At 41.4% G+C, this 25,451-nt stretch carries 22 protein-coding genes and 1 pseudogene; 13 read left to right on the top strand and 10 right to left on the bottom strand.

The annotated features are described in order from the left end of the window. The first annotated feature begins 201 nt into the window (after positions 1 to 201). Positions 202 to 1,578: an ATP-binding protein gene (locus F7734_RS09635; RefSeq protein WP_155744455.1), complete on the top strand. Its 1,377-nt coding sequence runs from the start codon at positions 202 to 204 to the stop codon at positions 1,576 to 1,578. Positions 1,579 to 2,066: 488 nt separating this feature from the next. Further along, positions 2,067 to 2,381, top strand: coding sequence for an NIL domain-containing protein (locus F7734_RS09630; RefSeq protein ID WP_155744454.1), 315 nt, complete (start codon positions 2,067 to 2,069; stop codon positions 2,379 to 2,381). Between the two features lie 86 nt (positions 2,382 to 2,467). Here the strand turns inward: F7734_RS09630 and F7734_RS09625 are convergent, their stop codons facing one another. Together F7734_RS09625 and F7734_RS09620 are read right to left on the bottom strand one after the other, a co-directional pair. Continuing rightward, positions 2,468 to 3,115, bottom strand: a complete 648-nt coding sequence (locus F7734_RS09625; protein WP_017740397.1) for a response regulator transcription factor — start codon at positions 3,113 to 3,115, stop codon at positions 2,468 to 2,470. A 530-nt stretch (positions 3,116 to 3,645) separates the two neighbouring features. Next, complete coding sequence (locus tag F7734_RS09620; RefSeq protein ID WP_155744453.1) at positions 3,646 to 3,849, bottom strand: hypothetical protein; 204 nt, start codon at positions 3,847 to 3,849, stop codon at positions 3,646 to 3,648. Positions 3,850 to 4,094: 245 nt separating this feature from the next. On the opposite strand from F7734_RS09620, the gene groES reads away from it, so the two are divergent. Then, the gene (gene groES, locus F7734_RS09615) at positions 4,095 to 4,406 is read left to right on the top strand and encodes a co-chaperone GroES (protein WP_155744452.1); all 312 of its coding nucleotides are present in this window, start codon (positions 4,095 to 4,097) and stop codon (positions 4,404 to 4,406) included. A gap of 121 nt (positions 4,407 to 4,527) precedes the next feature. After that, on the top strand, positions 4,528 to 6,168 hold the full coding sequence (gene groL / locus F7734_RS09610) for a chaperonin GroEL (RefSeq protein ID WP_155744451.1): 1,641 nt from the start codon (positions 4,528 to 4,530) through the stop codon (positions 6,166 to 6,168). A gap of 139 nt (positions 6,169 to 6,307) precedes the next feature. Here the strand turns inward: groL and F7734_RS09605 are convergent, their stop codons facing one another. The 4 genes and pseudogenes from F7734_RS09605 to F7734_RS60605 all read right to left on the bottom strand — a co-directional run bounded on the left by F7734_RS09605 (position 6,308) and on the right by F7734_RS60605 (position 9,329). Beyond that, complete coding sequence (locus tag F7734_RS09605) at positions 6,308 to 6,487, bottom strand: type II toxin-antitoxin system HicB family antitoxin (RefSeq protein WP_155744450.1); 180 nt, start codon at positions 6,485 to 6,487, stop codon at positions 6,308 to 6,310. Positions 6,488 to 6,975: 488 nt separating this feature from the next. After that, a pseudogene (locus F7734_RS63245) lies at positions 6,976 to 7,470 on the bottom strand (transposase). Between the two features lie 1,479 nt (positions 7,471 to 8,949). After that, a complete protein-coding gene (locus F7734_RS09595) occupies positions 8,950 to 9,153 on the bottom strand; it encodes a hypothetical protein (protein WP_155744449.1) in 204 nt (67 codons plus the stop codon). After that, the gene (locus F7734_RS60605; protein ID WP_166481823.1) at positions 9,153 to 9,329 is read right to left on the bottom strand and encodes a hypothetical protein; all 177 of its coding nucleotides are present in this window, start codon (positions 9,327 to 9,329) and stop codon (positions 9,153 to 9,155) included. The genes F7734_RS09595 and F7734_RS60605 overlap by 1 nt, the downstream gene beginning before the upstream one ends. Before the next feature lie 895 nt (positions 9,330 to 10,224). On the opposite strand from F7734_RS60605, the gene F7734_RS09590 reads away from it, so the two are divergent. The 4 genes from F7734_RS09590 to F7734_RS61800 are packed head-to-tail and all read left to right on the top strand — an operon-like array spanning position 10,225 to position 14,047. Next, positions 10,225 to 10,836: a COP23 domain-containing protein gene (locus F7734_RS09590; RefSeq protein ID WP_155744448.1), complete on the top strand. Its 612-nt coding sequence runs from the start codon at positions 10,225 to 10,227 to the stop codon at positions 10,834 to 10,836. 25 nt (positions 10,837 to 10,861) lie between these two features. Next, on the top strand, positions 10,862 to 11,857 hold the full coding sequence (locus F7734_RS09585) for a serine protease (RefSeq protein WP_155744447.1): 996 nt from the start codon (positions 10,862 to 10,864) through the stop codon (positions 11,855 to 11,857). A gap of 34 nt (positions 11,858 to 11,891) precedes the next feature. After that, a complete protein-coding gene (locus tag F7734_RS09580; protein ID WP_155744446.1) occupies positions 11,892 to 12,755 on the top strand; it encodes a serine protease in 864 nt (287 codons plus the stop codon). A 35-nt stretch (positions 12,756 to 12,790) separates the two neighbouring features. Next, positions 12,791 to 14,047, top strand: coding sequence for a hypothetical protein (locus tag F7734_RS61800; RefSeq protein ID WP_207714060.1), 1,257 nt, complete (start codon positions 12,791 to 12,793; stop codon positions 14,045 to 14,047). Between the two features lie 17 nt (positions 14,048 to 14,064). Here F7734_RS61800 and F7734_RS09570 read toward each other — a convergent pair whose 3' ends face one another. From F7734_RS09570 to F7734_RS66015, 4 genes are all read right to left on the bottom strand, one after another. Next, positions 14,065 to 16,002, bottom strand: a complete 1,938-nt coding sequence (locus tag F7734_RS09570; protein ID WP_166481822.1) for a serine/threonine-protein kinase — start codon at positions 16,000 to 16,002, stop codon at positions 14,065 to 14,067. A 106-nt stretch (positions 16,003 to 16,108) separates the two neighbouring features. Beyond that, positions 16,109 to 19,408: a tubulin-like doman-containing protein gene (locus F7734_RS09565; protein ID WP_155744444.1), complete on the bottom strand. Its 3,300-nt coding sequence runs from the start codon at positions 19,406 to 19,408 to the stop codon at positions 16,109 to 16,111. Between the two features lie 15 nt (positions 19,409 to 19,423). After that, positions 19,424 to 20,320 (bottom strand): vWA domain-containing protein, encoded by an 897-nt coding sequence (locus tag F7734_RS09560; protein WP_166481821.1) that lies wholly within the window; start codon positions 20,318 to 20,320, stop codon positions 19,424 to 19,426. A 20-nt stretch (positions 20,321 to 20,340) separates the two neighbouring features. Next, entirely contained in the window at positions 20,341 to 21,969 is a 1,629-nt protein-coding gene (locus F7734_RS66015) for an ABC transporter substrate-binding protein (RefSeq protein WP_207714059.1), read from the bottom strand. Positions 21,970 to 22,451: 482 nt separating this feature from the next. Between F7734_RS66015 and F7734_RS09550 the strand changes: the two genes are divergently transcribed. The 5 genes from F7734_RS09550 (at position 22,452) to F7734_RS09530 (ending at position 25,441) form a co-directional block, all read left to right on the top strand. Next, the gene (locus F7734_RS09550; RefSeq protein ID WP_243146775.1) at positions 22,452 to 22,820 is read left to right on the top strand and encodes a hypothetical protein; all 369 of its coding nucleotides are present in this window, start codon (positions 22,452 to 22,454) and stop codon (positions 22,818 to 22,820) included. 405 nt (positions 22,821 to 23,225) lie between these two features. After that, a complete protein-coding gene (locus F7734_RS09545; RefSeq protein WP_155744442.1) occupies positions 23,226 to 23,915 on the top strand; it encodes a hypothetical protein in 690 nt (229 codons plus the stop codon). Then, positions 23,884 to 24,780: an urease accessory protein UreD gene (locus F7734_RS09540; protein ID WP_243146774.1), complete on the top strand. Its 897-nt coding sequence runs from the start codon at positions 23,884 to 23,886 to the stop codon at positions 24,778 to 24,780. Before F7734_RS09545 ends, F7734_RS09540 begins: the two co-directional genes overlap by 32 nt. A 12-nt stretch (positions 24,781 to 24,792) precedes the next feature. Next, on the top strand, positions 24,793 to 25,095 hold the full coding sequence (ureA, locus tag F7734_RS09535) for an urease subunit gamma (protein WP_155744441.1): 303 nt from the start codon (positions 24,793 to 24,795) through the stop codon (positions 25,093 to 25,095). Positions 25,096 to 25,129: 34 nt separating this feature from the next. Beyond that, a complete protein-coding gene (locus F7734_RS09530; RefSeq protein WP_155744440.1) occupies positions 25,130 to 25,441 on the top strand; it encodes an urease subunit beta in 312 nt (103 codons plus the stop codon). Positions 25,442 to 25,451 lie beyond the last annotated feature (10 nt).

Here is a 25,451-nt window from a genome sequence, read left to right as displayed (position 1 = left end):
TTAAATTTCGTTTCGCCCTGAAAATACTTAGTATTAATTTGTTTATAAAAATTTACCTCTAACATGAGTTGAGATCTGATAATTTATCAATAATTGCAACAATTTAGGGCTTGTCTTATTCCTGAAATATAATCAGTATATCAGTAAATTGTCACATATTTATAGTGATAAAAATCACAGATAAAAAACAGGAGAGGCGATATGAGTTTGCCAGCACAAGCACTCCCCCAAGTGTCTGCCAAAATCTTACCTTTAACTACGAGGAGAAGTAAGGGACAAAGCACACAAGAGGTTGCATCTGTTCTACCTTCCAACACACCTGCGGTCAAACTTCTACTGATTGACGATCAGTTGATAGTGAGTGAAGCAGTCCATAGAATTCTGACAGAAGAAACAGATATTTCCTTTAACTACATTAGCGATCCAACTCAAGCCATCCAAACGGCAATGGAAATCTCTCCAACAGTGATTCTCCTCGATCTAGTCATGCCAGAAATGGACGGATTGATGTTGCTACGTTGGTTTCGGTCTCACCAGGTCACTCGCGATATTCCCATCATTATGCTCTCTAGCAAAGAAGAACCGGAACTAAAAGCGGAAGCCTTTGCTCGGGGAGCAAATGATTACCTTATTAAATTGCCTGATGCAGTAGAGTTTATAGCCCGTATCCGCTACCATTCAAAAGCCTATAATAATCTTAAGGCACTCACTGATGCCACCGTAACCGCTCAACTTCAAGCACAGCAACTAGAGCATACCTTAAAGGAATTACAAAAAACCCAAGTACAACTCATTCAAACAGAAAAAATGTCTAGCTTGGGTCGAATGGTTGCAGGGGTAGCGCACGAAATTAATAATCCTGTTAATTTTATCTATGGCAATTTTGATTATTTAGAAAACTACGTTCAATCTTTGTTAAATTTAATTAAACTTTATCAAGAAGAATATCCCAATCCATCTTCTAAAATTCAAGAGGAACTCACAGCTACTAATCTTGATTTTATGATAGAAGATTTGTGTAAACTAATTTCTTCAATGAAATTTGGAACTGAACGGATACGTGAAATTGTTCTTTCCTTGAGAAACTTTTCCCGGCTTGACCAAGCTGAGAAGAAACTAGTCAATATTCATGAAGGTATTGAAAGTACTTTATTAATTTTAAATCATCGCATTAAACAAGGAATCGAAATTGTTAAAAATCTTGATAAATTACCTTTAATTGAGTGCTATCCAGCACAACTCAATCAAGTATTTATGAATATTATTAGCAATGCTATTGATGCATTACAAGAGAGAAAAGAGCAAGCACAAAAACAAATCACAATTCAAACAAAAATAGTAAATGATAATTCAATTCGAGTCACGATTAAAGATAATGGGCCGGGAATAGACTCTAATATACAAAATAAAATTTTTGAACCTTTTTTCACAACTAAGCCCGTCAATCAGGGAACTGGTTTGGGGTTAGCAATCAGCTATCAAATTATTCAAAAGCATCATGGAAATTTAGAGCTGATATCTGAATTGGGTAATGGTACAGAATTTATAATTGAAATTCCTATTTTACAAGACCAATGACCGATGACCAGTAAACAATACCGACAAGTATTGGTGTCTGACCTCCCACCTCGTTCTCAGCCTTTAGCTAGGAACGAGAAACTACAGAGTATTAAATAAGGGGTATTACCCCTCATTGACCAGCTATATCTTTTAAGAAGTTAAGAATCTAAACCACTAAAAAATTGAATAAGGTAGGAGGCAGTACTCCCTTCAGCATAGCTGGCTCCTATCCGAAGCCTTTCTTAATAAAACCAAAAGAGAAAATTGCTTTTCTAAAAATCGCTAAGATAACACAACTTAGAGTATTTTCTCTGTTCAATTAATTTTTATAAAAAATTTTATCCTGACAAATAAATAATACTTTTTGAAACAATCGCTCAAGAAAACCTTGGATTGTGTTAGAAAGAGTAATATTGCTGTATTTAATAGGAGTACAAGGCTTATTACCGCCCAACTCCTATCAAATCGTTTTCAAGGGAAATCTACTATCTTCAAGGGAATCTACTATGGCTCTTTTGGTCAAACAGGGTAAATCTACCACTACCAATACTTTCCGAGACAACAGACGCACAGAAACTCGTATTACGGTTTATATGCCCAAAGATATGCACGAACAGCCCGTTATTTCCAAGCTGATTTCTCACAGCGGAGTTACGGTCAATATCGCTACCGCACAACTCCTTGGGGATGTACCGCAAAAAGGCTGTTTTGATTTGGAACTACGAGGAACAGTTTTCCAAATTGCTAGTGCCTTGACCTATCTGGAAGAGCTGAATTTAGAAATTAAGCATCAACCATTGGTCGGTCAAGACGGTTGGTAACTTGATGGAATGCGTGGATTCTGGATTTTGGATTTTAGATTAAGAATCCAAAATCCAAAATCTAAAATCTAAAATTTAAAATACCTTTACGCCATTTGGTTTTCGATCGCCCACCGCGCTAATTCGGTGCGATTGTGGAGATTGGTTTTGCCCAACATATTGGACACGTGGCTTTCAACTGTGCGCTGACTGACGTTTAATTCTTCAGCGATTTCGCGGTTAGCTAAGCCTCGCGCCACAAATTGAACAACTTTCAGTTCGGTTGGCGTCAGCTGTACATCGAAGGGGACTTGGATGCGAGAACCATTTTCCCCTCCTTTTGCTTGGTGTTCTTTCCAGCGAATGGTCTGCTTCAGAGAAGATTCTACCTGTGCTACGAGTTCCTCTGGCTCAAAAGGCTTGACCATGTATACATCAGCACCTTTATTCAGACCTTTTACTCGGTCTGCGCTTTGTCCCTTAGCTGAAAGGAAGAGAACGGGAATCCAACTGGTGCGTTCGTTTTGCCGGACTTGTTCTACAAAAGTGTACCCGTCCATTTCCGGCATCATCACGTCACAAATGATCATGTCTGGAATATCCTGCTCCAAAATTTCCAGTGCTTCGCGACCATTTTCGGCGGTGATGACTTCATAACCCCGGAATTCCAAATAATCCTTCACCAGCAAAATGAGGTTGGGGTCATCATCAATTAATAGAAGTCGTTTGTGATCTTTCATGCTGGGTTCTTTCATAGCAGTGGCACTTGTCGCGCTTGATCCATCAAGGTCTTGAATAATAATCCTCTCCAGTGTAATAGGTTGGTGTTGTACTTTTTCCTACTTAACTTGCCTTTGTTTAGTGAAAGTCTCAAAAGTGGAAAATGACTTTTGACGAACTACTGTACCAATGGCAAAGTGTAGTGAGGATACTGAGAGCAGTAGTAATCATAATGCGTTATTATATATCGCTTTGAATGGTGCGGGCTAAAAAACACCTAATAAATAATAATTATTCAGAATAACCAAGTAAGTGTTACTCCTAAGATGCTCCTTTGAAAATAAGCAACCGCACTTTCATAGATGTACTACTTTGTCATATCCTTAAGGACATTCAGCTCTTACGATTCAGTTCACCATAACTATTTAGAGAAGTATTGGGCAAAGGAATAGGTCAAAAAAGCATATTCTTTTACTGTATTTTGCTTTCTTGTATAGTCCGCATAATTACATCAGGGTTCGCTGTGTTATACCACAACTTATCCGAGTAATCCTCTATTATCAGTCTAAACCAAAAAACTTGCAAGAAGCTTGCTTTTTGCTCTGTATGGGCATTTAGTAACTGTTCGATCGCCAATCTTAAAATGTATCGCTGTGATTTTTAACAGTCTTAATGTTTCTACAGAATTACCTAGAGGTTTTTGTAGCTGGTGGTGGCTTGTTGGTTTGTGGTATTCGATCGCGGATTCAATCACTGTATTGTTACTCAATTCGTGGCTCCTGACTACTGTTCTATATCAATTTCCCAGCTTTGCAAACCAATTTGCCTATATACCAATATTCGCTCTCTACGGAAAAAAACCTGAAAGTTCTGAATAATTGAGTATAAATACTTAAACAAACCTCAAAAAGCAAAGTTCGGAAACCCGTACAACAAAAAATGTTGCCATATCATGCCATCTTTCGGTACATTAGCACTCAGGAGTCGAGAGTGCTAATAAGTTGAGAACACGGTATGGCAGCAGTATCTCTTAGCGTTTCTACAGTAAAACCTCTAGGCGAGCGCGTATTCATCAAAGTCAGCGCATCGGAAGAAAAGACCGCAGGTGGTCTGTACTTACCTGACACTGCAAAAGAAAAGCCCCAAGTAGGGGAAGTCGTTGCAGTTGGTGATGGCAAACTCAAAGATGACGGAAGCCGTCAGGCGTTGGATGTAAAAGTAGGAGACAAAGTCCTCTACTCCAAGTACGCTGGTACCGACATCAAATTGGGTACTGATGAGTATGTACTGCTTTCTGAGAAAGACATTCTAGCAATCGTGAGCTAACTGCTAATAGCTAATGGCTAATAGCTAATGGTAAGAGGACAATTAGCTTTTTAGCAATTAGCAACTAGCTTTTTAGCAATTATCAATCGCTAATAACTAAAGTAGAGAATCGTTGACAACTATGGCAAAGCGCATTATATACAACGAAAACGCTCGTCGTGCATTAGAAAGAGGCATGGACATTTTGGCTGAGGCGGTAGCTGTTACCCTCGGTCCTAAAGGTCGCAACGTAGTGTTAGAAAAGAAATTTGGCGCACCACAAATCATCAATGATGGTGTGACCATTGCTAAAGAAATTGAATTAGAAGACCACGTAGAAAACACTGGCGTGTCTCTAATTCGCCAAGCAGCATCCAAAACTAACGATGCTGCAGGTGACGGTACCACTACTGCGACCGTTCTGGCTCACGCAATTGTTAAAGAAGGCTTGCGTAACGTTGCTGCAGGTGCAAACGCCATTCTGCTCAAGCGTGGTATTGATAAAGCAACTAGCTTCCTAGTAGACAGAATCAAAGAACACGCTCGTCCCGTAGAAGATTCCAAAGCTATTGCTCAAGTCGGTTCAATCTCTGCTGGTAACGACGAAGAAGTCGGTCAGATGATTGCTGAAGCAATGGATAAAGTCGGTAAAGAAGGCGTGATTTCCTTGGAAGAAGGAAAATCCATGACCACCGAATTGGAAATCACCGAAGGGATGCGCTTTGACAAAGGTTACATCTCTCCTTACTTTGCAACCGATCCCGAACGGATGGAAGCAGTATTCGATGAGCCTTTCATCTTGTTAACCGACAAGAAGATTGCTTTAGTACAAGACCTCGTACCCGTTCTCGAACAAGTTGCGCGTGCAGGTCGTCCTTTGGTCATCATCGCAGAAGACATTGAGAAAGAAGCACTAGCAACCTTGGTTGTTAACCGCCTGCGTGGTGTACTCAACGTAGCAGCAGTGAAAGCACCTGGATTTGGCGATCGCCGTAAATCCATGTTAGAAGATATTGCCATCCTCACTGGTGGTCAAGTGGTTACCGAAGATGCTGGTTTGAAGCTAGACAACACCAAACTAGATTCTTTAGGTAAAGCACGCCGCATCACCATCACCAAAGACAACACCACCATTGTTGCTGAAGGTAACGAAGCAGCAGTTAAAGCTCGTATCGATCAGATTCGCCGTCAAATCGAAGAAACCGAATCTTCCTACGACAAAGAGAAACTGCAAGAGCGTTTAGCTAAGTTAGCAGGTGGCGTTGCTGTTGTGAAAGTAGGCGCTGCTACCGAAACCGAAATGAAAGACAAGAAACTGCGCTTGGAAGATGCTATCAACGCGACCAAAGCGGCTGTTGAAGAAGGTATCGTTCCTGGCGGTGGTACAACACTCGCTCACCTTGCTCCCCAACTTGAAGAATGGGCAAATGGTAACCTTAAGGGTGAAGAGTTGACTGGTGCGTTAATTGTTTCTCGTGCTTTGACAGCTCCTCTGAAGCGGATTGCTGAAAACGCAGGTCAGAATGGTGCTGTGATTGCTGAGCGCGTGAAAGAGAAAGATTTCAACATCGGTTACGATGCTGCTAAAAACGAGTTTGTTAACTTGTTAGATGCTGGTATCGTTGACCCAGCTAAGGTAACTCGTTCTGCACTGCAAAACGCTGCATCCATTGCTGGTATGGTGTTAACCACCGAATGTATCGTAGTTGATAAGCCTGAACCTAAAGATGGTGCTCCTGCTGGCGCTGGTGCTGGTATGGGCGGTGGCGACTTCGATTACTAAGAAAAAGGTTCGTAGTTGCGCTGTCTTCGCCAGTAAAGATTTTTGTAGGGTGGGCTAAAGCCCACCATTTTTTTGTTTTTTATAAACCGCAGAGGCGCAGAGGACACAGAGGGAGAAGAGAGAAGCTTTGCGAAGTTAGTTACATTTTTCCATTTTCTTTCGTCTGTGCTTCCAGTAGCTTACGGGCTACATCACGAGCAATATCCAAAGTTTCAGCAACTGTTCGTCCTTGGGCTACTAAACCTTGCAAATCATCAGATGTTGCCAAATAAACGCCTTCTGGTAATTTTTCTATTTGCAAATTAATTATTTTTTCCATTCTTAGGGAATATACAAAAATCTTTTACGATCGTAAAACAACATCTTCTGTAATACACTCAAGCAGAGAATATGGAAATAGGGGAGGAGATTGTAGTTAACGTGAGTTCGACGGAACTAAAAAACAGCAGGAGGCAATGCAGGTAAATCTTTTGGGTAAATGTCAATAGAAGGTTTTTTGGGCAAATAGGTATAAGCTGCCAAACCAGCTAACAAATTGACCAAAAAGTTGAATGGACCCTTCGGGTTCGCAGTTGCTTCAACGGGGGGAACCCCCGCACCGCACTGCTCACTCCGATGCCGGGAGTGTTCTATTTGACATATATTTTTTAGATGGTCATTGACCGACGGTTGGGACTGCTCGCTTGCGTAAGAGAATCTTATCAATCAATTTGACCAAGCGATTCTTCATCTTCTTCTTCGATTTAGTCACTAACCCTTCGGGTTCGCCAGTCGCCTACGGCGGGAAACCCGCCTGCAGCGCTGGACTCACTGTAAACCTCGCTCATATAACTCCTCAAATAACTGTTGTGAGATATATCCTCGGTCTCCAAACAGTTTACCAATTAAGTCTTGAGTCATATCTGGCACTGGTTTTCGGTCATCTACATTACCTGGAGTCAGTTGAAATGCTACAGATTCGCACAGTCGTTAATAATCAAATGTAGTTTAAATCCAAAATGCATTCCCCACAGAATTTTTCCCCCAATTGACTAATCCTTTAAAAACTTTATGAGAGTGTGCCCGACAGTTATGACAAACGCTTATTGGAGTCGAATCAATAAAACTAATCCCTGTAATTTCTCCTGTACGTGTATGCAAAAAACAACATAAGAGCATTAAGCACCAAGGCATAAGTTCCACAAATCTTGTGTAGCCTACCAGCCGAGGAAATGCTCCACGCCAACCAGGGAGTACATGGAGTGTGTAAAATTCTTTGAAAGTCTTGTATCCACTACCATGAAAAGCAATCGCTATTGTCATGACTTCTGATAAATGCATTTTTGACTGACTACGACGTTCAGAGGAAGCTGATGGTAGTTGTGGTACTTGCTGCCACAAGGAATCCCATTGCTTGTAGAAATCATCCACATCACAGAAGATTTGTGTAATATCAAGGCGAGATATGATGGTAGACATAGCCGAGACCTCATTTTTGCTAAATTATTGAGATATTTTTAGTCGGGCGTGTTTTTTTGTCACTTTTTCAAGTCTTTAGACTACCCCGGTTAAGTTGAGCATTTGTACTAACGATTTATAAGGGTTTCAGCTTCGCACCCATTAAAATTTGGAAGCAAGAAACTAAAATTTGCGCTCAATTTTAGATTTTAGTATTAGGGGTGCGACGTAAGAATAAGGCTTTGAGCTAGTACTTTGTTAGTACACCTTAACAGGGGTAGTCTTTAGACCTAACTGTGTAAGGTTTCAACCTGATTGTGGATCTAATGGTGGTGATACCGTGTAATACTTGGAAAAGGGGTTGTCCTCTGAACGGGGTATTACACGGAAAGAGGGGAGGTTGGTCTTTCCGTGTAATACATGGAAGGAATTAGAGGCGATCGCTCATTATGTTCTTGATGTAATTCTTCATATTATATTTGAAAGCTCCGAAACAAGGGTTAAAATTACGGTGTCATACACGGAATCAGATGTATTGAGACAATAAAGTCTTACACTGGCTTCGCCCCCAAGCCTTAATCTTACGTTAGCCAAAAAAACTGGATTGACAATAAAGTTTTACTCTGAGACGTTTACCCATTCCTTTTTTTGAGGAGTGAGCGTGACAATAAAGTTTTACACCAAGTTTTTGAAAATGCTTGAGAATAAAAGCCCATCAGACAAAACTCAGTTGCAAACGTACCAAACTATGGATGGTTCTGTGTGTAGGACTTTATTGTCTGGGGTAAGGATTTATTGCCAAGATCCGCTCTTTCCTTAATTCCTTTTCCATGTAATACACGGATTTTCTGGACTGAGTTTACCATGTATTACACCATTGCTCTCAATCACCCTTTCCCACAATTCGGGTCAGATTTTAGCCGCTCCACGATCGCATTGAAACCTTACCCAGTCTGGCATTTATTCCTCTCACCCTTTCAAATTGAGCGAACGTACAGTATTGACCTTATTCTCAATAAATCTGAGCCATCTCTTTCCTCATCCTATTTCTCAAATTCCTGTACAGCAGGATTTCTGAGCTTTTTTGTTCGTCGAACTCACGTTAAATTAATAGATTAAGAAAGGTTCGTAGTTGGGCTTTAGCGCATAATATGTAGCTTTAATACGCGAGAATTTAGTACTAAAAGATTTTTGTAGGTAGAGCGAAAGCCCACTATTTTGATATTTGTTTTTTTATAAATGCAGATGAACGTAGATAATTTGTACTTCATCTGTGTAAGAAATGCTAAGTTTGAGTAGAATACATTATGTACTTAGATATCCCCCTAAATCCCCAAAACCGCTTTAATCTTGCTTTTTTTGTAGCTTCTGACGAATAGCAGCCTCAATTTTTGCATCGAAATCAGGATCTCCTAGTTTCGCAATAACCCTAGCATCCCTTCTACGCCGCTCTAAATATGCTTGGAATGCAGCTTCATCCTCACGGTGCTCAAGGAAGTACCGTTTCAGTTCGCGATCCGACATAGCAGCATAATTAACTTGGCTCATTAAAACACCTCTCCTTCTTGAGTAATTTCAATTTCAATTTCTTCATTGTGTCCTGCCAAAATGAAAAGATTACCAGTTCTCTTATCAATACAAATTAAGTAAATAGGCTGTAATGTAAAATAGGTCAGGTAATAGCCAAGCCGATATAGACTTTCTAACTGAGCACGGGTAGGCATTTGCAAGATAAAAATTTCGTATTATTATAGCATATTTGGAAAAATTAGCAAAATTGAACAAAGATGAATGACTACAATTAAGTAGTTCGGTGTAGAGCGGAATACCGTATTTATCAGAGTTGTGCTAGATGATTGTTTCTTATTATTAAACAATCAATTGCGATCGCACTCTTCTTCTTCCTCAGCGTCCTCAGCGCCTAGTAACCCAAGTTGCTAGTTATCAACATTCGCGTGCTTCGCAGGCGATCTCCTACTGTGCGATTACGAATATCGAAGGCTAGTAGGATTTAGTGGTGGGCTTTAGCCCTAACTACTGCTCGGTTAAGATTTTTTAACACCATTAATTTTTTCACGAGCTTTAGTCTGTGCTTCATGTAACTTAGGACACTGTACACCCAATCTTGCGTTGAGGTCTGAGAATAAAGCAAAGAATCATTAAGAAGAAATGTAAGTAGACAAAATTCTCAGTAATTCTGCTATTCTAAGAGCAAATATTGATAAGTGTAATTTAGTGTCAGCACCCCGCACTAAAGTGACGGAAGCTTACTGCTTCTAAATTTTAGTTAGTTGACCAGCCTAAGTACCTTGAGTACTACGTTATTGCGAAGTGTTAAAGTCTCACCTACAGATGCGTAGCCAGTCTGTAGCTCTGAAACCGAGTGATTAAACAGACTTACGAGGGGGAAGTGAGTGTTGCTTGGAAAGTACCGACCAATAACCTTGGCGAGGCTCACATGACTTGAGCAGAAAGGCGTTTCCCGGCATACAGGGAAGTGGATAAGTACTGTTCCTCTGCTTGTCCAACCCCGCAAGGGGACGGCTAATAAATTAGCCCGTGTCGCGTTTCCTCCTTGGTCTAAAGACGCAAGGTTTCCACGCTCCCGGAGGTTTTTAGATGAAATTTCAGTCCGAGGTGCCAATTCTGGTGACGGCGGTACTGGTAGTTTTCAGTACCGTTTCGGTTCTTCAACCTGCTCATGCTAAACCCAAAGCAACTGCCTTTGTCTGCGGTCAGAGCAAAGGTGTACCTGCAACCTTGGCACAAACGCCAGGTGGTAACGTTCCAGTCATCCGTTGGACTTCAAATGTCTTTCAAGAAGCTGGATACGATGCACAAACTCGGTGCAAAATGGTATCTAGCCGATTTCAGAACTATTTCCAGAACCAGCAATTGACATACCTAACGACTGGAAAAATTAACGGACAAAACGTCGTCTGTGTAGCGCAGGTTGAAAATGGGGGTTGTGCTCGCGATCTTCCAGAGGAAGGCTTATTGTTCACACTCAAACCGGGTACTAATCCCGGTCAAACCTTAAGACAATTGATGCAGGTACGTGTGAAAGCATCCGGACCGTTGAATGAGAGCGCTCGCCCCGTCTATATTAATATGGAAGAATTTGTACGGACAACACCTGTTGATACAGAAGCTTCTATTGATTCGTCTATTAAACCAGCAGCGGTGCCTCCAAGAGTCAATCCACCTAAAACACAGATTGGTGTATGGTAAAGGATAAGTTACAGATTTTTGTGATATGAATTGGCGCTTGACGGCTTGTTTTGCCTGTATAACAGGTGCGGTTGTCGGACTTGTTATACAAGTGCAAACATTGGGTTCTTCTAAAACTACCTTTATGCGCGTAGATAATCCCAAGGCAATAACTCCCAGTCACGACAGCGTTTCTCCACCCTTACCTCAAGTCCAACCTTCGCCAAACACCGTTCCAAAGGCTCAAAAATTGCAAGTAATAGCGCGAGCAATTACTGTCAAAGTACTAGCTAATCAAGGCTCCGGTTCAGGGATTTTAATTCATCACCAAGGACAGAAATATACAGTACTGACAAACGAACACGTTTTAGAGCGTGGAGACAAATACCGGGTTGTAACACCTGATGGACGGGTTCACTTGGCATCGGTTTATCCAGCAACCAAGTTTGATGGTAACGATTTAGCCTTGTTGCAATTTAGCAGTGACAGTGCTGTGTATACAGTAGCAGCTTTGGGAAGCACATCAAGCGTACAGATTGGAGAGCAAGTCTTTACTGCTGGATTTCCTCAACAATTAGAGGAATTTATCTTCACGGTAGGACAGGTGACCATTACAACTGATAAAGCTTTACAAGATGGCTATCAGTTGGGTTACACCAACAACATTCAAAAAGGCATGAGCGGTGGACCGGTGCTAAATAGTAAAGGTGAAGTCATAGCAGTTAACGGAATGCATGCCTATCCTCTATGGGGCGATCCTTATACTTACAAGGATGGCTCTAAACCTTGTCAACCGATGCGACAATTGATGGAGCGTTCGGCTTTTGCGATTCCAATCGAGACTTTTAAGCGCTTGGTTAAGGATACAAACGTTTATAATCATACTTCACAAAACGTATCCTCTCGCTCTCTCTTGACTCGATTGTCCAGTACAGGTACTAATAGTAGTACCCAAACCTCGGCAACTTTGCCTCACTACGTTCTCTATCCGACTTTGCAGATGCAGCAACAAGCAACTGCGGCAAAAAGTTGTGTTAAATGAGAAATCCGCTCTTTGTTGATGGGAGATTTGCATCATGACATTTAACTATAAACTGCCTGCAACGTTAATTGGTACTGTGGCAGTCATGATGGTGCAGCTACAAGTTTCAACGGCTCTCAGTCCACCTGAAATCAACAAGATAGCCAAAGAAATAACTGTTTTGATTGACGGTTCAAATCCGGGTTCCGGAGTGATTATTGCTAACAAAGGTAATACGTACTATGTCTTAACGGCTAAGCACGTGGTAGAAATACCTGATGAATATGAAGTTGTCACTGCGGATGGTAAGCGATACCAACTCAATTATAAAACTATCAAGAAACTACCTAATGTGGACTTGGCGGTTTTAGAATTCAATAGCAACTCCAGCTATAATACTGCTCGCCTTGCAAATTCCGACCGCGCAACTGAGGGGAGTGCAGTCTATATTGCTGGATGGCCTAATCCCGGACAAGAAATCAAAAACCGTATTTATCAAATCACCGACGGACGAATTTCCGGTCGTCCGGAACCCCCTTTAAGGGATGGTTATGCTTTAATCTACACCAATATCACTCGTGCTGGTATGAGTGGCGGTCCCGTTCTGGATGAAAATGGACTGGTCGTTGGAATTCACGGACGAGCGGAAGCTGAGGCTGATGTGACGAATGTGAATCAATCGGGACCTTCTGGTGGTCCTAAAATTGGCTTTAATCTGGGGATTCCCATTAACAGTTTCTTCAAACTGGCACCTCAAGCAGGAGTTGACTTGGGGTTGAAAGCTGAAAGCGCTCCTCCAACAGTACAAACGCCAACACCGAGTTATCCGGCTTCCCCTGGGACAATTCCATCTGCTCCCCCAGTGATTCGCCCTTCGACTTCCAACGATGCACCAATTTGTGCTGGTAGAAGTTGCTAAATCACTAATAAGTATATATCAAAATTTCATATTTTATGTTAAAATTTTTACAATCAAGTCTTTGGGCTATAGCGTTACTTCCAGCACTGCTTAATACAGCGACAAGCAGTGCGATCGCTCAACAAGCTGAGGCTTCAATAGAAGAAGATCTACTGAATACTGTGAGCGGGTTTAAGTGGGGCGGCGTTAAGGGGTGGTCTTACAGCAAAGTTGTTGAAATCAAAGATGGTCTTGTCGGTACAGTTGTAGGAAAAGTGGTGCTAGATCGTCACGGGGATGAGAAGGTGTCTGTCGGCGAAGTTAACAATGTTCTCGATATTCCCTTAAATTTCATCAAACGACCTTTTGCCAGTCCACTACCAGGAAGATGGGTCGTTGTCTCTTTATGGGGAAGCAAGATAGATGGGTGCTTTTCAGAACTGATTTTTCAAATTGCACCCAGTGGTAACACGACTTCAGAGGCGATCGCTCCAGCCCTAGTGCCTAAAGTTTTAGAACTTGGAGTGAACAATCAGATTATAGAATTGGTTCCCCAACCAACAACTAAGGAAAGATCTTTTAGCCAAAATTATACTTACACGGAAAACAAGATTGAACGCTCCAGTACTTGGTACATGGCACGCAATTTATTCCGCATTGATTCTAATATTGCTAATATTCTCAGTAATGCATCTGGGAAGGAAATTCGTGCTCGAATAACCTTTGCCAATGGTGAGAGTTTCATATTTCCGATTGGAGAAAAGACAGTCAAACGGTGGAAAGACGCTTATAGCTTTAATCCTAGTTGCACCAATTTGAGGCAAACTCAACCTGTGGCTGAGCAACCTCAACAGCCAATTGCATCAGCACCCAGTCAACCAGCCTCAGGAACTTCAAGCAGTCAACGAGATTCTGGAGCGCCAGTTCAAAAACCCACTACCAATAATCGACGCACAGTTGGTAATGTCGCTTTAGCTGCTACACAGACTTTAAATAATGTGGTGATTCAGATTGACGGAGCTACTGTCCAAAACAGCGGTTCCTATACAGCAAATTTGATGATTCAAAACAATAGCGATCGCAGTTTTGGGTTCGTACCAGTCTCTGTCAAAGTGGAAGATAGCAACGGAAAGCCTGTAAAAGCACGCCTGGTGTTGAAATCAGCAGAAAAAGGTGTCATTTCACCTCAAGGTACACTGAAAGGACAATTATTAGTCATAGGACAGCGTTGGAAAGACCCCGGTCCACAAAATCTTATTCTCGTTATTCGGGAAGCCACAACAGGCGGTCGCGCCTTCCGTATCCCATTTTAAAATTTTTGTTGCATATTTTAAAACAAAGGGTCTGACGAACCACCGTCGCTTCCAGAATTAGGTTTTCCCCAGAGTGGCGCAGAGGAATCACTACCGCGTCGCCGCTCTGGTTTATACGTTCTTTGAGAATTGTTCCTCGTGGCTCTGTCAGTCACCTGTGAAGCTGGCTGGGGTCTAATGCGCCGCCTTAGTTTATATATTTGTTGAGAATTATTGCTAGTATTTTCAGTCACTTGAGACACTGGCTGCTGTATGCGCCGCCGCTTTGGTACGTAACTCGGTTGAGAATTGTTACTGGTGGGATAATTTTCAGTGACTTGTAAGACTTGCTCCTGGCGGCGTTGTTTTGCTTGACGTTGTGCTTCCCGTTGTTGAGCCGCAGCTATTTCATCAATGCGAGCGCTAATATTGTTTGCTTTTCCTTTATATTCTTGCGATCGCGTCGCTGCTTTTTGTGCAACAACAGAATTTCCTGGTACCGCATCCATTTTCTTTTGCGCGTTCTCCCATAAAGCTTTAGCTTCCTCTAATAAAGCCACACTATAACCAGCTTCTTTCGTTTTCGTTGTTGCATCAGTAGCAATTTTCTCTCCCTCATCCAACAATTGCTGCGCTTTGGTTTCCTCCTGCAAGCGTTTGTCAATTCCAGCTAGTTGTAATTTATTGTTTGTCAAGGCTTGCTGTATTTTCGGGTAAATTTTCGCATTTTGTGGAATTGTCTGGAGTTGATTTATTGCGTTTTGCAGACGAACGCGGCTATCCTCTAACTCCGAAACACTTTTAGCAATTACGGAAAAATTTTGCGCCGTTGCTGCTTGTTGAACTGCTGTATTATAAACAGTCTCATATTCCTTATCTTTGGCACAGTTATTTAGCACTCCACAAACACCTGCGATTTGGGGTGACTGAACTGCAACACCTACACCTCCTAGGAGCAAGATTGCGATTCCAACCAGAGAATATATTGGTAAACGTTTGATAGGTGGGGGATTAACTGGTTGAGAGTTCTTTAACACGCCTATTGAAATTTCTGTGACAACATTATTGCTTGATGAAATTTCTGTTGTTGCTGGAGTCCCTTCTAGCTGAGATGCTGTTAAGAGAGTTGTAGTAGACGAAGATTGCAGATCTGCTAAGACTGCACTTGCTGATTGATAGCGTTCTCTGGGTTTGTGAGCCAGCATTTTGTTAATGACCCAAGCCAATTGCTCACTCACATTCACATAAGATTGCCACTGCCACTCTAGATTATCGTTATCATACAAAGAGTTAGGGTCTTTGCCTGTCAAAAGAACAATAGCAGTGACACCCAATGCATAGAGGTCACTGCTGGGGGAACACTGACCGCCTCGGATTTGTTCTTGTGGCGCATACCCTACTTTCCCAACAAGAGTAGCACCTCCGGAGGAACTCAAACCATAAACACTAGTGGAATGAATCAGAGTGATTGTTTGCTTGGCGACACCAAAGTCGATGAGTACTGGTAAATCTTTGTCTTTGAGCAATATGATGTTATCTGGCGAAATATCGCGGTGAAATATCTGCTGCTGGTGTATGTAGTCAATAACTGGTAATATCGCGTACAGAAATTGAGTCACTTCTGTTTCTGTAAACCTTTGCCGTTCTTGAAGCAAAGTCCAGTAGTTTTTTCCATCCACATATTCCTGTACAATAAACTGGCGTCCATCTTCCTCAAACGTAGCTAGGAATTTAGGAATTTGAGGATGGTTCAATTTGTATAAAGTTTCTGCCTCACGCTGGAATAATTCCTTGCACTTTACCAAAACCCCTTGGTTGCTGCCATTGGGTAGAAACTCTTTGAGTACGCAAAGTTTGTTATGCTGATGTACGTTAGCTGCCTGATAAGTACGTCCAAATCCGCCATTGCCAAGAACTTTTTGAATGCGGTAGCAGCCATTCACCAAAGTTCCAAGGGGTATCTCTTCTAATATCACAATCGGCAACCTATTTTGAAGAAGGGAGTAGGGAGTAGGGAGTAGGGAGTGGGGAGTAGGGAGGGAATGAGGGAATTTTTTGAGTATTTTATCATATGTGACAAATTTAGCCAAGTTGCACAAGTTGTGTGCCGCAGTTAAAACAAAACTTGGAGTGAGTGGGATTTTTGGTACCGCAGTTAATGCAGAAAACGTGATTTTGCGGCGAAGTATTAACTGTTTTCACAGGTGGAGGTACTAACGGAACAGAGGGAGCGGCTACTATTGGTTGAGGAGTTTCTTCAATCTCTGTTTTGAGTTTATAAGTGTTAATAATGTCCAGAACGATCGCTGCTTCACGCTTGTAATTGAGGCTATCTTTACCTCCTTGTTTTTCTAATTCAATAGCGCGGTGTTCCAGATAGGTTGTCAGTTTGTTAAATAACAACTCCTTACCTTTTTCTGTTTCAGCAGCACTGATTTTTTCTGTCACTTGGCGCTGGATTTCTTCGCGATCGCCGCGACAGGCTAAAACTTCTAGTACTTGAGAAGCTTCTTCCCAACTCGAAGCAATATCAACGTTTTCTAAACCGATAGCAGTACGACGGGTGTAACGAATTGCTTTTTCTCTGATGGCGCGATTTTCTTCTAGACGCAAAACATCTAGCGCCCTAGCCTGTACAATCAACTTAAACACATTAGGATCTTCGGGAAACACATCCCAAAATGACGTTTCTTTTTCAGTGTGTACGGGTATCGGTAAATCGCGGCTTTCTCCCCGCAATTGCGCTCGTTTTGCAATAATTATTTCCCCTTTCCAGTCTTGATAAGATTTCCGCAATTCTGACATTCCCTCAATACACCGGAGAGAAAACCCTCCTGTTTCTTGAACAAATACTATGCGATGACGTTCTGGTTCTCCTAACGGTGTAATTGAATCATCACTCCCTACAAATTCTTGTAAATAGGGTAGGAATTTTCTAGCAGCGGGGTTGCTAGTGTTGCGTCCTCCTAAGAGAGCAACTTTGGTGTTAAGTGCGGGAGTAAAGTTAGCCGTATTGCTTCTAAGAACAGCATTAGATAGCACAATGAGTGGCTTAGACTTTTGATATGCGATCCGAATGTTGTTGATAATTTCGCCTTCATCGTTGAAAATTTTGAAAAGTCGATCGCACGCCGCCAACTCGCGTTTTAATTTACTACTCTCAGGAGCTTTTTCTACAACTTTCTGCGTAATTTCTACAATGATACCTCTAAAATCTTCCTCCAACACATCGGGCAAGTTGGGCAAATCAAATAACAGCATTATTTCATCAGCAGCACGAACTTCTTTCCACAAAGGACTAGCTTGTTGCAAAATATCTGCCGACATGGTGCTACAAATTCCATCCATGCCAATTTCATAACGAGTTTTGCTACCTTCGCTAGCACCAGCTTGCTGTTCAATTAAATCTTTATACAAGTCATTTAGCTCTTGGCGATCGTATAATTTAATGCCATTAATTTCCAAAGCATCAGCACTGTTGGCTTGAGCATCAGCTTTATCTTTGAAATAATCGCGGGTTTGAATGAGTCTTTGATTCAAACTAGCTAACCGCCGCTCTAATTCGCTTAAATGTTCTTGCAAACGGGCTATAACTTCTAACCCCAAAGTTCTTGCTTTTCGTTGAATTGTAGCGACTAAACTCCCCTCCAAACCAGTCAAAGCTGATTCGCAATACTCCTCCATTTGAGCTTGTTTAGAAATCCCAAATTGGTCTTTGAAGTGAGTAATATCCTGCAAAGCTTTTTCATACTGTGTTTGACGGATGGTTTCATTGTGCTGCCAAATTTTTTCCACTTGATTGCGGAATTTTTCTGTTGTATCGTCAAAAATCTGACGCGATATCACAATAAAGGCATCAGCGAATTTTGGTCCCTGAGTGCGGTCTGTCAAAATCCGGTATAATTCATTTTCTAACGCTTTCCTCCCAGATAAAATAATGCGATTGCGGTTGTCATACATTCTTTGAAAAAAGTCGCCATGAACTCGCTCATCAGTCCCCATTTCTCGTAGGTGATTGGCTCGATACTCATCAACTTTAGGCTTAAGATAATTATCTACAAATTGTAAAATTTTCCCGCGCTCGGAGCCAACTATATTCAATCCCTGCTGGGTACATTGTAATTTGTTTTCTGTACTAATTTCATTACGAATACTATTCACCCATTCAGAAATAACTGCAATATGGGAACGGTCATTCGCCGCCGACAAGTCAATTATTAATTCTACTTCTGTCAAGCGCATTCCTTTAAGAATGCCAGTCACAAAATCTCGCATTTGTGGCGGTAACATCACAGCTTCATTTAACCACCAACTGACTAAGTGAGTTGCCAATCGATTTGCCAGGGAAGTCCGAATCTGAGAGATGGGAATTTCTATGGTGGATAAGCCAAAACTCATGAAGTTTTTAGGATAACCTCTACCACCTGGATCTTGAGCTGCCCAAGCGCCTTTAATATTATCTCTAATCGAGCGTTTATGTGGTGCAAAATCACTTGTCAAATCTAGAAAGATATTTTGGGCAATCATTTCCCGGACTTGATCTAGTTTAAAATCGCTTTCACCATTTTTAGTTCCTACTAAGTAGGTAAAATCAAAAGGTGGTAAAGTGCTGCGAATTTCGTCGGTTGTTCCAGCACTGTAGTTAGCGACATATTCCGTTCTGTAGTCGGAAAAATAGCTCAATTCCATGAGCGCTGCGTAGCCGTTTGCTAAGATGCGATCGCCTACATTAATTCCAGCAAAGGCATTGGGCATAGGTACAATTGCAGTGATTTGCGGGCTAGCTTCACCCCTTAACCACTGGCGAATAGCATAACCGATGTCCACCAACATACCGCTACCAGTTCCCCCGGAAAGCGAACCAGTGACAAACACGTTGATACCGTTGGTGTTTACCTTGACACCATGCTTATCTAGCATGAAATTTTCTCTGCCTTTGATGCGACTACAGGCTTCTCTAAACTTCTTTTGGATACCATGATAGTTACAAAAAAAGGCAAATCTACCGCAAGCACGAATTTGTCCTGCACCTTGTTCCAAAGCAGTAATATTGCGATCTAATTCTCTAGGAAACCAAGAGTCAATCCATGGGTAATTGCTCATATTTGCTACCATATCCCGCACTTGAGCACCGCTGACACTCGCCCAGTATTTTTCGTTATCTTTAAAGGGCGAACCAGCAGCTAAAGGATTGGTAACTTTGTAGTCTTTATCTGTATCAACAATCAGAAAACTAAGAATAGGAAAATTCTTTAAACTGCCGTAAGTTTCTTCTACTAGGCGGCGGACTCGAGATAGCACTTCTGCTCCTGTACCACCAACTCCTACCAAGATAGTGGGCACCATGCTTTTTTCTTCTATTTGTGCGAACTGTGCAACCATGTAATTTTCCTTTTTTTAACAATAGGACAAGAACGGTAAGCCGGACAAACGCCAAATGATTCCTAGTGTTGCTACTGTCCAAAATAAGGCATTGCCAATTGCCAACTTACCAGCAAGACTCATTTCAAATTTCATCAAACCCTTAAAAATCCAGCGTTCTAATGGCAAAATTAATGTCCACATCAAAGCAATCCATGCACTGCCTAACCAGAAAAAAATCCATTTCCAGTTACTATTGAATTGGAGAAAAAACCTATTAGTAAACAGCGATTCTAAATGACTGGCTTCACTAGAAAGATAAATGCCACGAGTGCTAAATGCTGCCAATCTAATTTCAGGTGCTTCTGCTCCTATAACGACAGCATTTATTTTCACTCGCCGTTGTCTTGCTTCAGCAATAACGCTTGGAGAAACTGATGCTTCCCCGTCAGTCACTAGTAGTAATTCACGGCAGCGTTCTTGAATATTATTTAAAGCAGTTGTTGTTTGCTGAATTGCCAAATTAATATCTGTTGTATTGGAAACAATTCGTATCGGTAAATCTGGGATTTTTAATGCCTGCTCTAACTCTGTTTCAACGCGCTTACTGTCAGTTTGAAAACTATTTGTAAGTGGTTGTACGACTCCACCAAAGCCAAAGATTTGAATTTGGTTTGGTTCTTGGAGAAATTGGTCATTGTGCTGTAAATATGATTTAACAGCAGCAACTTCTTGCGCCATAACAGTTCCAGCAGCATTGAATATACCGTTATAGGTGCTGTTGCTCAAATCAAGTGCGATCGCTACAGCTACTTTTGGTTTACCCAGTCCTAAAATTCCAAATAGTGCTGCTATGAGTAAACACGCACACAGCAACATTAACGGAATTTGAAACAGTGGATACCGCCAAAGTGGGCGACGAGAACGAACCACAGGACACCTCAAAATAACTTCTAAATACGCTCGAACTGATATTGAGAACCTGAAGGACCATTTTTACCTTTTACTGCTTGTACTAAAGGCACTTCCTGAAATATATTAAAATTAGTTGCTGTTCCCGATGGTACGTTGATGCCGCTTTTAAATAACTGAGTCACACCCAAGCGAGTCGGGTTTTGGGTAAAAGCATTTCCTAGAGCAACAGTAGCATCATAAGCAGTAGCGGTACGCCAACTGACTCGTCCTTTCCAAATTTCAGCAGCTTCCTTGGCAAAAGGATCGTTTGATTGGAAACTCCAAGGAACACCCAACACGATACCTTCAATTGCATCACCACCGTCAATCAGTAGAGTGGGAGTATAAAGATCGTCACTAGCAAGTAGAGTTAACGGTTGGCGAGATGTATTCGCTTTGGCGATCGCCACTGCTTGCTCAACTTTAGTTTTACTCAGCGCTAAGAAAACTATCTTTGCGCCTGCTTTATTAGCATTACCAAGCTCGGTTACCGGATTAAAGTTAGGATTGTTGATATCTATTTCTTGCACAACTTTGCCTTGAACTTGCGTTAAACTTGTAGCAAATTGGTCTTTTAATTGTTGGCTGTAAGGACTATCTGAGTTGTAAAAAACTGCTACTGTTGGGGGTTGTTTCTTACTAGCATACTTGGCAATTGTTTGCGCTGAGGATTGTAAATATGTTGTGAGCAGTTCTTTAGCTTTTTGGGCAATAGGAATCGTTTTGAGAGTAGATTGTCCGTTGCTACCAGAAATGAAGCTAGTGCTGATAGGCGAAAGAACTGCCAATTCTGCCTGTTCGTAGAGAGCGATCGCCTGCCGACTATCGTTGTTGATACCTTGCCCTAAAACACCCAAGACATTGGGATATTTGATTAAATCTTGAGCCAAAGAAGCTGCTTGAGCCGGTTCTTCGTTGACAATAACGACTTCTAACAAACGTTCTGGTTGCTTGGGAGCCTGATTGAACTGCTCTTGAGCCAAAGCAACACCACGCAGCACTTCTTTAGCAGCATTCGCATTCATAGTGATAGGAACGCCTACTGCCATAGTCAAGGGATTCCCGGCTTTTTTAGCTTTAGCGTTGTTGAGGTAAATTTTAGCTTCAGGATCGTTTGCATCAGCAATTGCAGCCTGTTCGTACTGTGCTATAGCTTCATCCCAATTCTTTGCCGCAAAAGCAGTAGCCCCAGAATTTTTGAATTGATTATTCGGATTTGGTAACAATATTTTTTCACCTTGACTGAGCAATGGTGCATTAGCAGCTGTTACGCTAGCAATTGCCAGTGGATCGGTAGGTGTTGTTGTAGCAGACGATGGTGCGCTAGTAGGACTACTCGCCACAGAAGACTCATCACCATCCTGACGTATTTGATAAAGTTTGTATAGTCCAAATCCTGCTGCTACCACTACCAATGTCATAGCACCAACTAACATTGCTACTAGCGGTGCAGATTTCTTGCCAAAACTCAATGGTTTGACTGTTAGTTTGTGTGCCTCTTGAGGTAAGCCGCAAATCTCACAATTAGGGCTGTAATTCATATGGGATGCGTGAGGACCAGAACAATATGGATAATCTTTTCCATCTTTTGGTACCCCATCGCACAACCAGCTATTTTGGGAAGCCACTTTTTCCCGTCTCCGTATAAGCTCTTGTTATTATCTAAATGTAGGAATAAAAGTCACACAAACTTCTTCCCTGACCTTTGACTGAAAATCTAAGACCAGACAAAAAAAGCCTTACTGTGCAAACACTTCAACCTTTAGCCCTGACGAGCCAATTTAGTGAATTGTAGCTGCAAAGTATGTTTTTCAATGCTTCACAAACAGTATACCGCAATTAGATTTTTCAAGTATTAAAAATTTTATGTAGATTTACTGAAAACAGTTTAAATCCACTCATTGAGAATTATACAAAATTTAGATTAAGATATATTTAGATATATATGGAATTCCTAAGAATAATTTAAGTATTGTGTAGGTTGGGTTGAGGAACAAAACCCAACAATACTAATCCTACAGAAGCGCATATTCCCCTTGATGAATGGCTACAATGGAAAACCTGGTATGAACCGTAGAATAGGAGATTTTTTATGGTGCAATATCCTAAGATGAGAGAAAAATTATTAGAAACTCTTCGCAATTTAGCAAGTAGGGAATACCAACAGAAAGCCTGGATTAACCATAATTATCCAGCAGGAGTTCTTTATGATAGCTTTGATGAAGCAGTACATTTTCTCTTTGATGATACGATTTTGGCAGAAAACACAAATGCAGCAATTGGAGTAATACTTGAAAACGAAAAAGAAGCTCGTTTGATTGCAGCAGTTTGCACTGCTATAGAGCAAGTTTTTGAGGTGCATGGAACAGAAATGTCAGACGAAGAGTATATCAATTCTTCTAAATGGGCAAATGTTGTGGAGGCTGCATCTTTGGCTTTGCAGGTAATAACAAATGAACAAATAAGTAGTTCAGTGTAGAGGAGAGTGCAGTATCTATAGAAGTTGTGCTAGATAATAAATTCTTATTATTGAACAATTAATTGCGATCGCACTCTTCTCCCTTCTCCCTCAGCATCCTTTGCGCCTGGTACGGTTCATTATATTTTTTCATTTTTTGGAAAAATTTTTCTCAACACATCCAACCCTACATTAATTTCGTCAACCTCAATAGCACCATATCCAAAAATCAAGCCTGCTTTAACCGTAGATGAAGCATAAAAATGCTCGAGAGAAAAAGGTGACTGAAGAACAAGCAGAACATACTCAATCTTAGCGCCTTTGCGTCTTTGCGTGAGCTTATCATTAAATTAATACATCATAGCAGGTCTACAAATGCCGAAACCAAGGTATTTTGTATACCAGGCTAGTTTACTACCAACTAACATGAAAATCCTAGATGTTGCAGCAGGTCCCGCAACTGTCGCTTATGGTCTAGCCTTGTTTCTCCAAAGTACAAGCGGGTTCTTTCAAATTCCAAAAATGCATATATCTTATTACTCTTTAGAGAAACAAGATACCTTCCAATTTCGAGGGCTACAGTTTTGGAGACGATATATAGAATCTCGAAAAACTCCAGTGAATGCCTACTTCCGTTTTGTAACAGATGACCTCTTAACTTGGAATGCTTCATCGAGCAATATACCGCAAGATTTTTTTGATTTTACAGTCATTTCTCATTGTTTTTTTAGCGATATTGAAAAAAATACTCAAGCGAAAATTATCTATAATAAAATAATTTCTCATAGTTTAAAGCCCGAAGGTTATGCAATTTTAATTATTCAAGATAAAAAGTTATTTAAAGCTTACCAAACAAAACGAAGTGAAGACCACGAACAAGAAAAAAGCGTGGTCAAAAAATTTATAGAGGAGCTGGGTTTAGAGTTAGTGTGGTATAAGTATTTAACATCAACCGAGTTGAGAACTCCTTTGGGAGGTGTGGAGTTTATAAAACACGCTAAAGAAAAATTACCCAAACAAATGCACATGACTTCACTACTTCAGCAGTATTTGGGTCAGAAGTATGAGTCAAATTATGTATTAGATGATTATATTATCTTGGCAAAAAAAGTATAAACCATTCGTGAATCAACCTAATTATTCAACCACGACACGATCTGTAAATGGATGGCATGGCGAACTAGACTTGGTGTATGCTCAACGCCAAGGTAGAACAACACTCATTCACAATCAAAATATAGCACCACTTAAGGTGCAGCGCCCCTTTTATCCAGAAGGACAAGAAATTTGTCATAGTGTAATTTTACATACAGCTGGGGGTGTTGTGGGTGGCGATCGCCTCTTTTGCAAAGTCCATCTCCAACCAAGCGCCCAAGCACTCATCACAACAGCAGCAGCCAGTAAAATTTATCGAAGTAACGGCGCACAAGCAAGACAAAATATTGATATTCAAGTGGATGCAGGTGCTTGTTTGGAGTGGCTCCCTCAAGAAACAATCGTTTTTAACGGTGCAATATATCGACAAGATTTGCGGGTAGAATTATCTACGGCAGCGAACTGGATAGGCTGGGAAATTACGCGGTTTGGAAGGAGTGCTAGGGGGGAAAAGTTTTGCATTGGAGAGTGGCGATCGCATACAGAAGTTTGGCAGCAGGGAGTTCCTTTATGGATTGACAGACAATGGTTACCGGGGAGTGAAGAAGTTTTTCACAGTCCCCATGGATTGGCAGGGCAACCAGTGACTGGTAGTTTGGTGTACATTGGGCAAGAAGTTTCACAAGAATTGGTACAAAAAGCACGTACTCTTTTCTTATCCCCTACTCCCTCAGCTGGTGTAACTCGTCTCCCATGTGGATTATTGTGTCGATACCGTGGTTCTGGAACAACGGAGGTGAGAAACTGGTTTACGGCTGTGTGGCAATTGCTGCGTCGATCTGTGTTGGCTCGTGGTGGTTGTGTACCAAGAGTTTGGTTTGTATAAGAGAGGTAGGGGATGCAACTGACACCGCAGGAAAAGGATAAGTTATTAATTTTTACGGCGGCGCTGTTAGCGGAAAGGCGTAAGGCTAGGGGGTTGAAGTTGAATTATCCGGAAGCCGTCGCCTATATTTCTGCTGCTATTTTGGAGGGTGCAAGGGATGGGCAAACAGTGGCAGAATTAATGAGTTATGGTACAACTCTGTTATCACAGGATGATGTGATGGAAGGTGTACCAGAAATGATTCATGATGTACAGGTGGAAGCAACTTTTCCTGATGGGACAAAGTTGGTGACTGTGCATAGTCCGATAAGATAAGTATCACGCAAAGACGCAAAGGCGCTAAGAAGGTATGATTCCAGGGGAAGTTATTGTAGGAGAAGGGGAAATTGAGTTGAATGTGGGTCGTCCTACTGTACTATTGCGGGTGTCTAATATAGGTGATAGACCGATACAAGTTGGTTCTCATTTCCATTTTTATGAAGTGAATGCTGCGTTGAGTTTTGATAGGGAACAAGCACGGGGAATGCGTCTTGATATTCCTGCAGGAACAGCTGTTCGTTTTGAACCGGGTGATGATAAAGAGGTTTCGCTAGTTCCTTTAGTGGGTAGCCGTCAAGTCTATGGGTTTAACGCCAAAGTTAACGGAGCGCTTAATACGTAAAAACTCTCTT

It is taken from the genome of Scytonema sp. UIC 10036 (assembly GCF_009725235.1).
Note: the sequence above shows the minus strand (reverse complement) of the source record. Positions and strands in the feature narration are given on the sequence as shown.

Coding starts and splice junctions, on each gene's coding strand:
- F7734_RS09550 (WP_243146775.1), top strand. CDS start 22,452: ATGAGAGAAAAATTATTAGAAACTCTTCGCAATTTAGCAAGTAGGGAA.
- F7734_RS61800 (WP_207714060.1), top strand. CDS start 12,791: ATGTTAAAATTTTTACAATCAAGTCTTTGGGCTATAGCGTTACTTCCA.
- ureA (WP_155744441.1), top strand. CDS start 24,793: ATGCAACTGACACCGCAGGAAAAGGATAAGTTATTAATTTTTACGGCG.
- F7734_RS09585 (WP_155744447.1), top strand. CDS start 10,862: ATGAATTGGCGCTTGACGGCTTGTTTTGCCTGTATAACAGGTGCGGTT.
- F7734_RS09625 (WP_017740397.1), bottom strand. CDS start 3,115: ATGAAAGAACCCAGCATGAAAGATCACAAACGACTTCTATTAATTGAT.
- F7734_RS09635 (WP_155744455.1), top strand. CDS start 202: ATGAGTTTGCCAGCACAAGCACTCCCCCAAGTGTCTGCCAAAATCTTA.
- F7734_RS09545 (WP_155744442.1), top strand. CDS start 23,226: ATGAAAATCCTAGATGTTGCAGCAGGTCCCGCAACTGTCGCTTATGGT.
- F7734_RS09595 (WP_155744449.1), bottom strand. CDS start 9,153: ATGAGCCAAGTTAATTATGCTGCTATGTCGGATCGCGAACTGAAACGG.
- F7734_RS60605 (WP_166481823.1), bottom strand. CDS start 9,329: ATGCCTACCCGTGCTCAGTTAGAAAGTCTATATCGGCTTGGCTATTAC.
- F7734_RS09530 (WP_155744440.1), top strand. CDS start 25,130: ATGATTCCAGGGGAAGTTATTGTAGGAGAAGGGGAAATTGAGTTGAAT.
- F7734_RS09605 (WP_155744450.1), bottom strand. CDS start 6,487: ATGGAAAAAATAATTAATTTGCAAATAGAAAAATTACCAGAAGGCGTT.
- F7734_RS09630 (WP_155744454.1), top strand. CDS start 2,067: ATGGCTCTTTTGGTCAAACAGGGTAAATCTACCACTACCAATACTTTC.
- groL (WP_155744451.1), top strand. CDS start 4,528: ATGGCAAAGCGCATTATATACAACGAAAACGCTCGTCGTGCATTAGAA.
- F7734_RS09590 (WP_155744448.1), top strand. CDS start 10,225: ATGAAATTTCAGTCCGAGGTGCCAATTCTGGTGACGGCGGTACTGGTA.
- F7734_RS09540 (WP_243146774.1), top strand. CDS start 23,884: ATGATTATATTATCTTGGCAAAAAAAGTATAAACCATTCGTGAATCAA.
- F7734_RS09565 (WP_155744444.1), bottom strand. CDS start 19,408: ATGGTTGCACAGTTCGCACAAATAGAAGAAAAAAGCATGGTGCCCACT.
- groES (WP_155744452.1), top strand. CDS start 4,095: ATGGCAGCAGTATCTCTTAGCGTTTCTACAGTAAAACCTCTAGGCGAG.
- F7734_RS09580 (WP_155744446.1), top strand. CDS start 11,892: ATGACATTTAACTATAAACTGCCTGCAACGTTAATTGGTACTGTGGCA.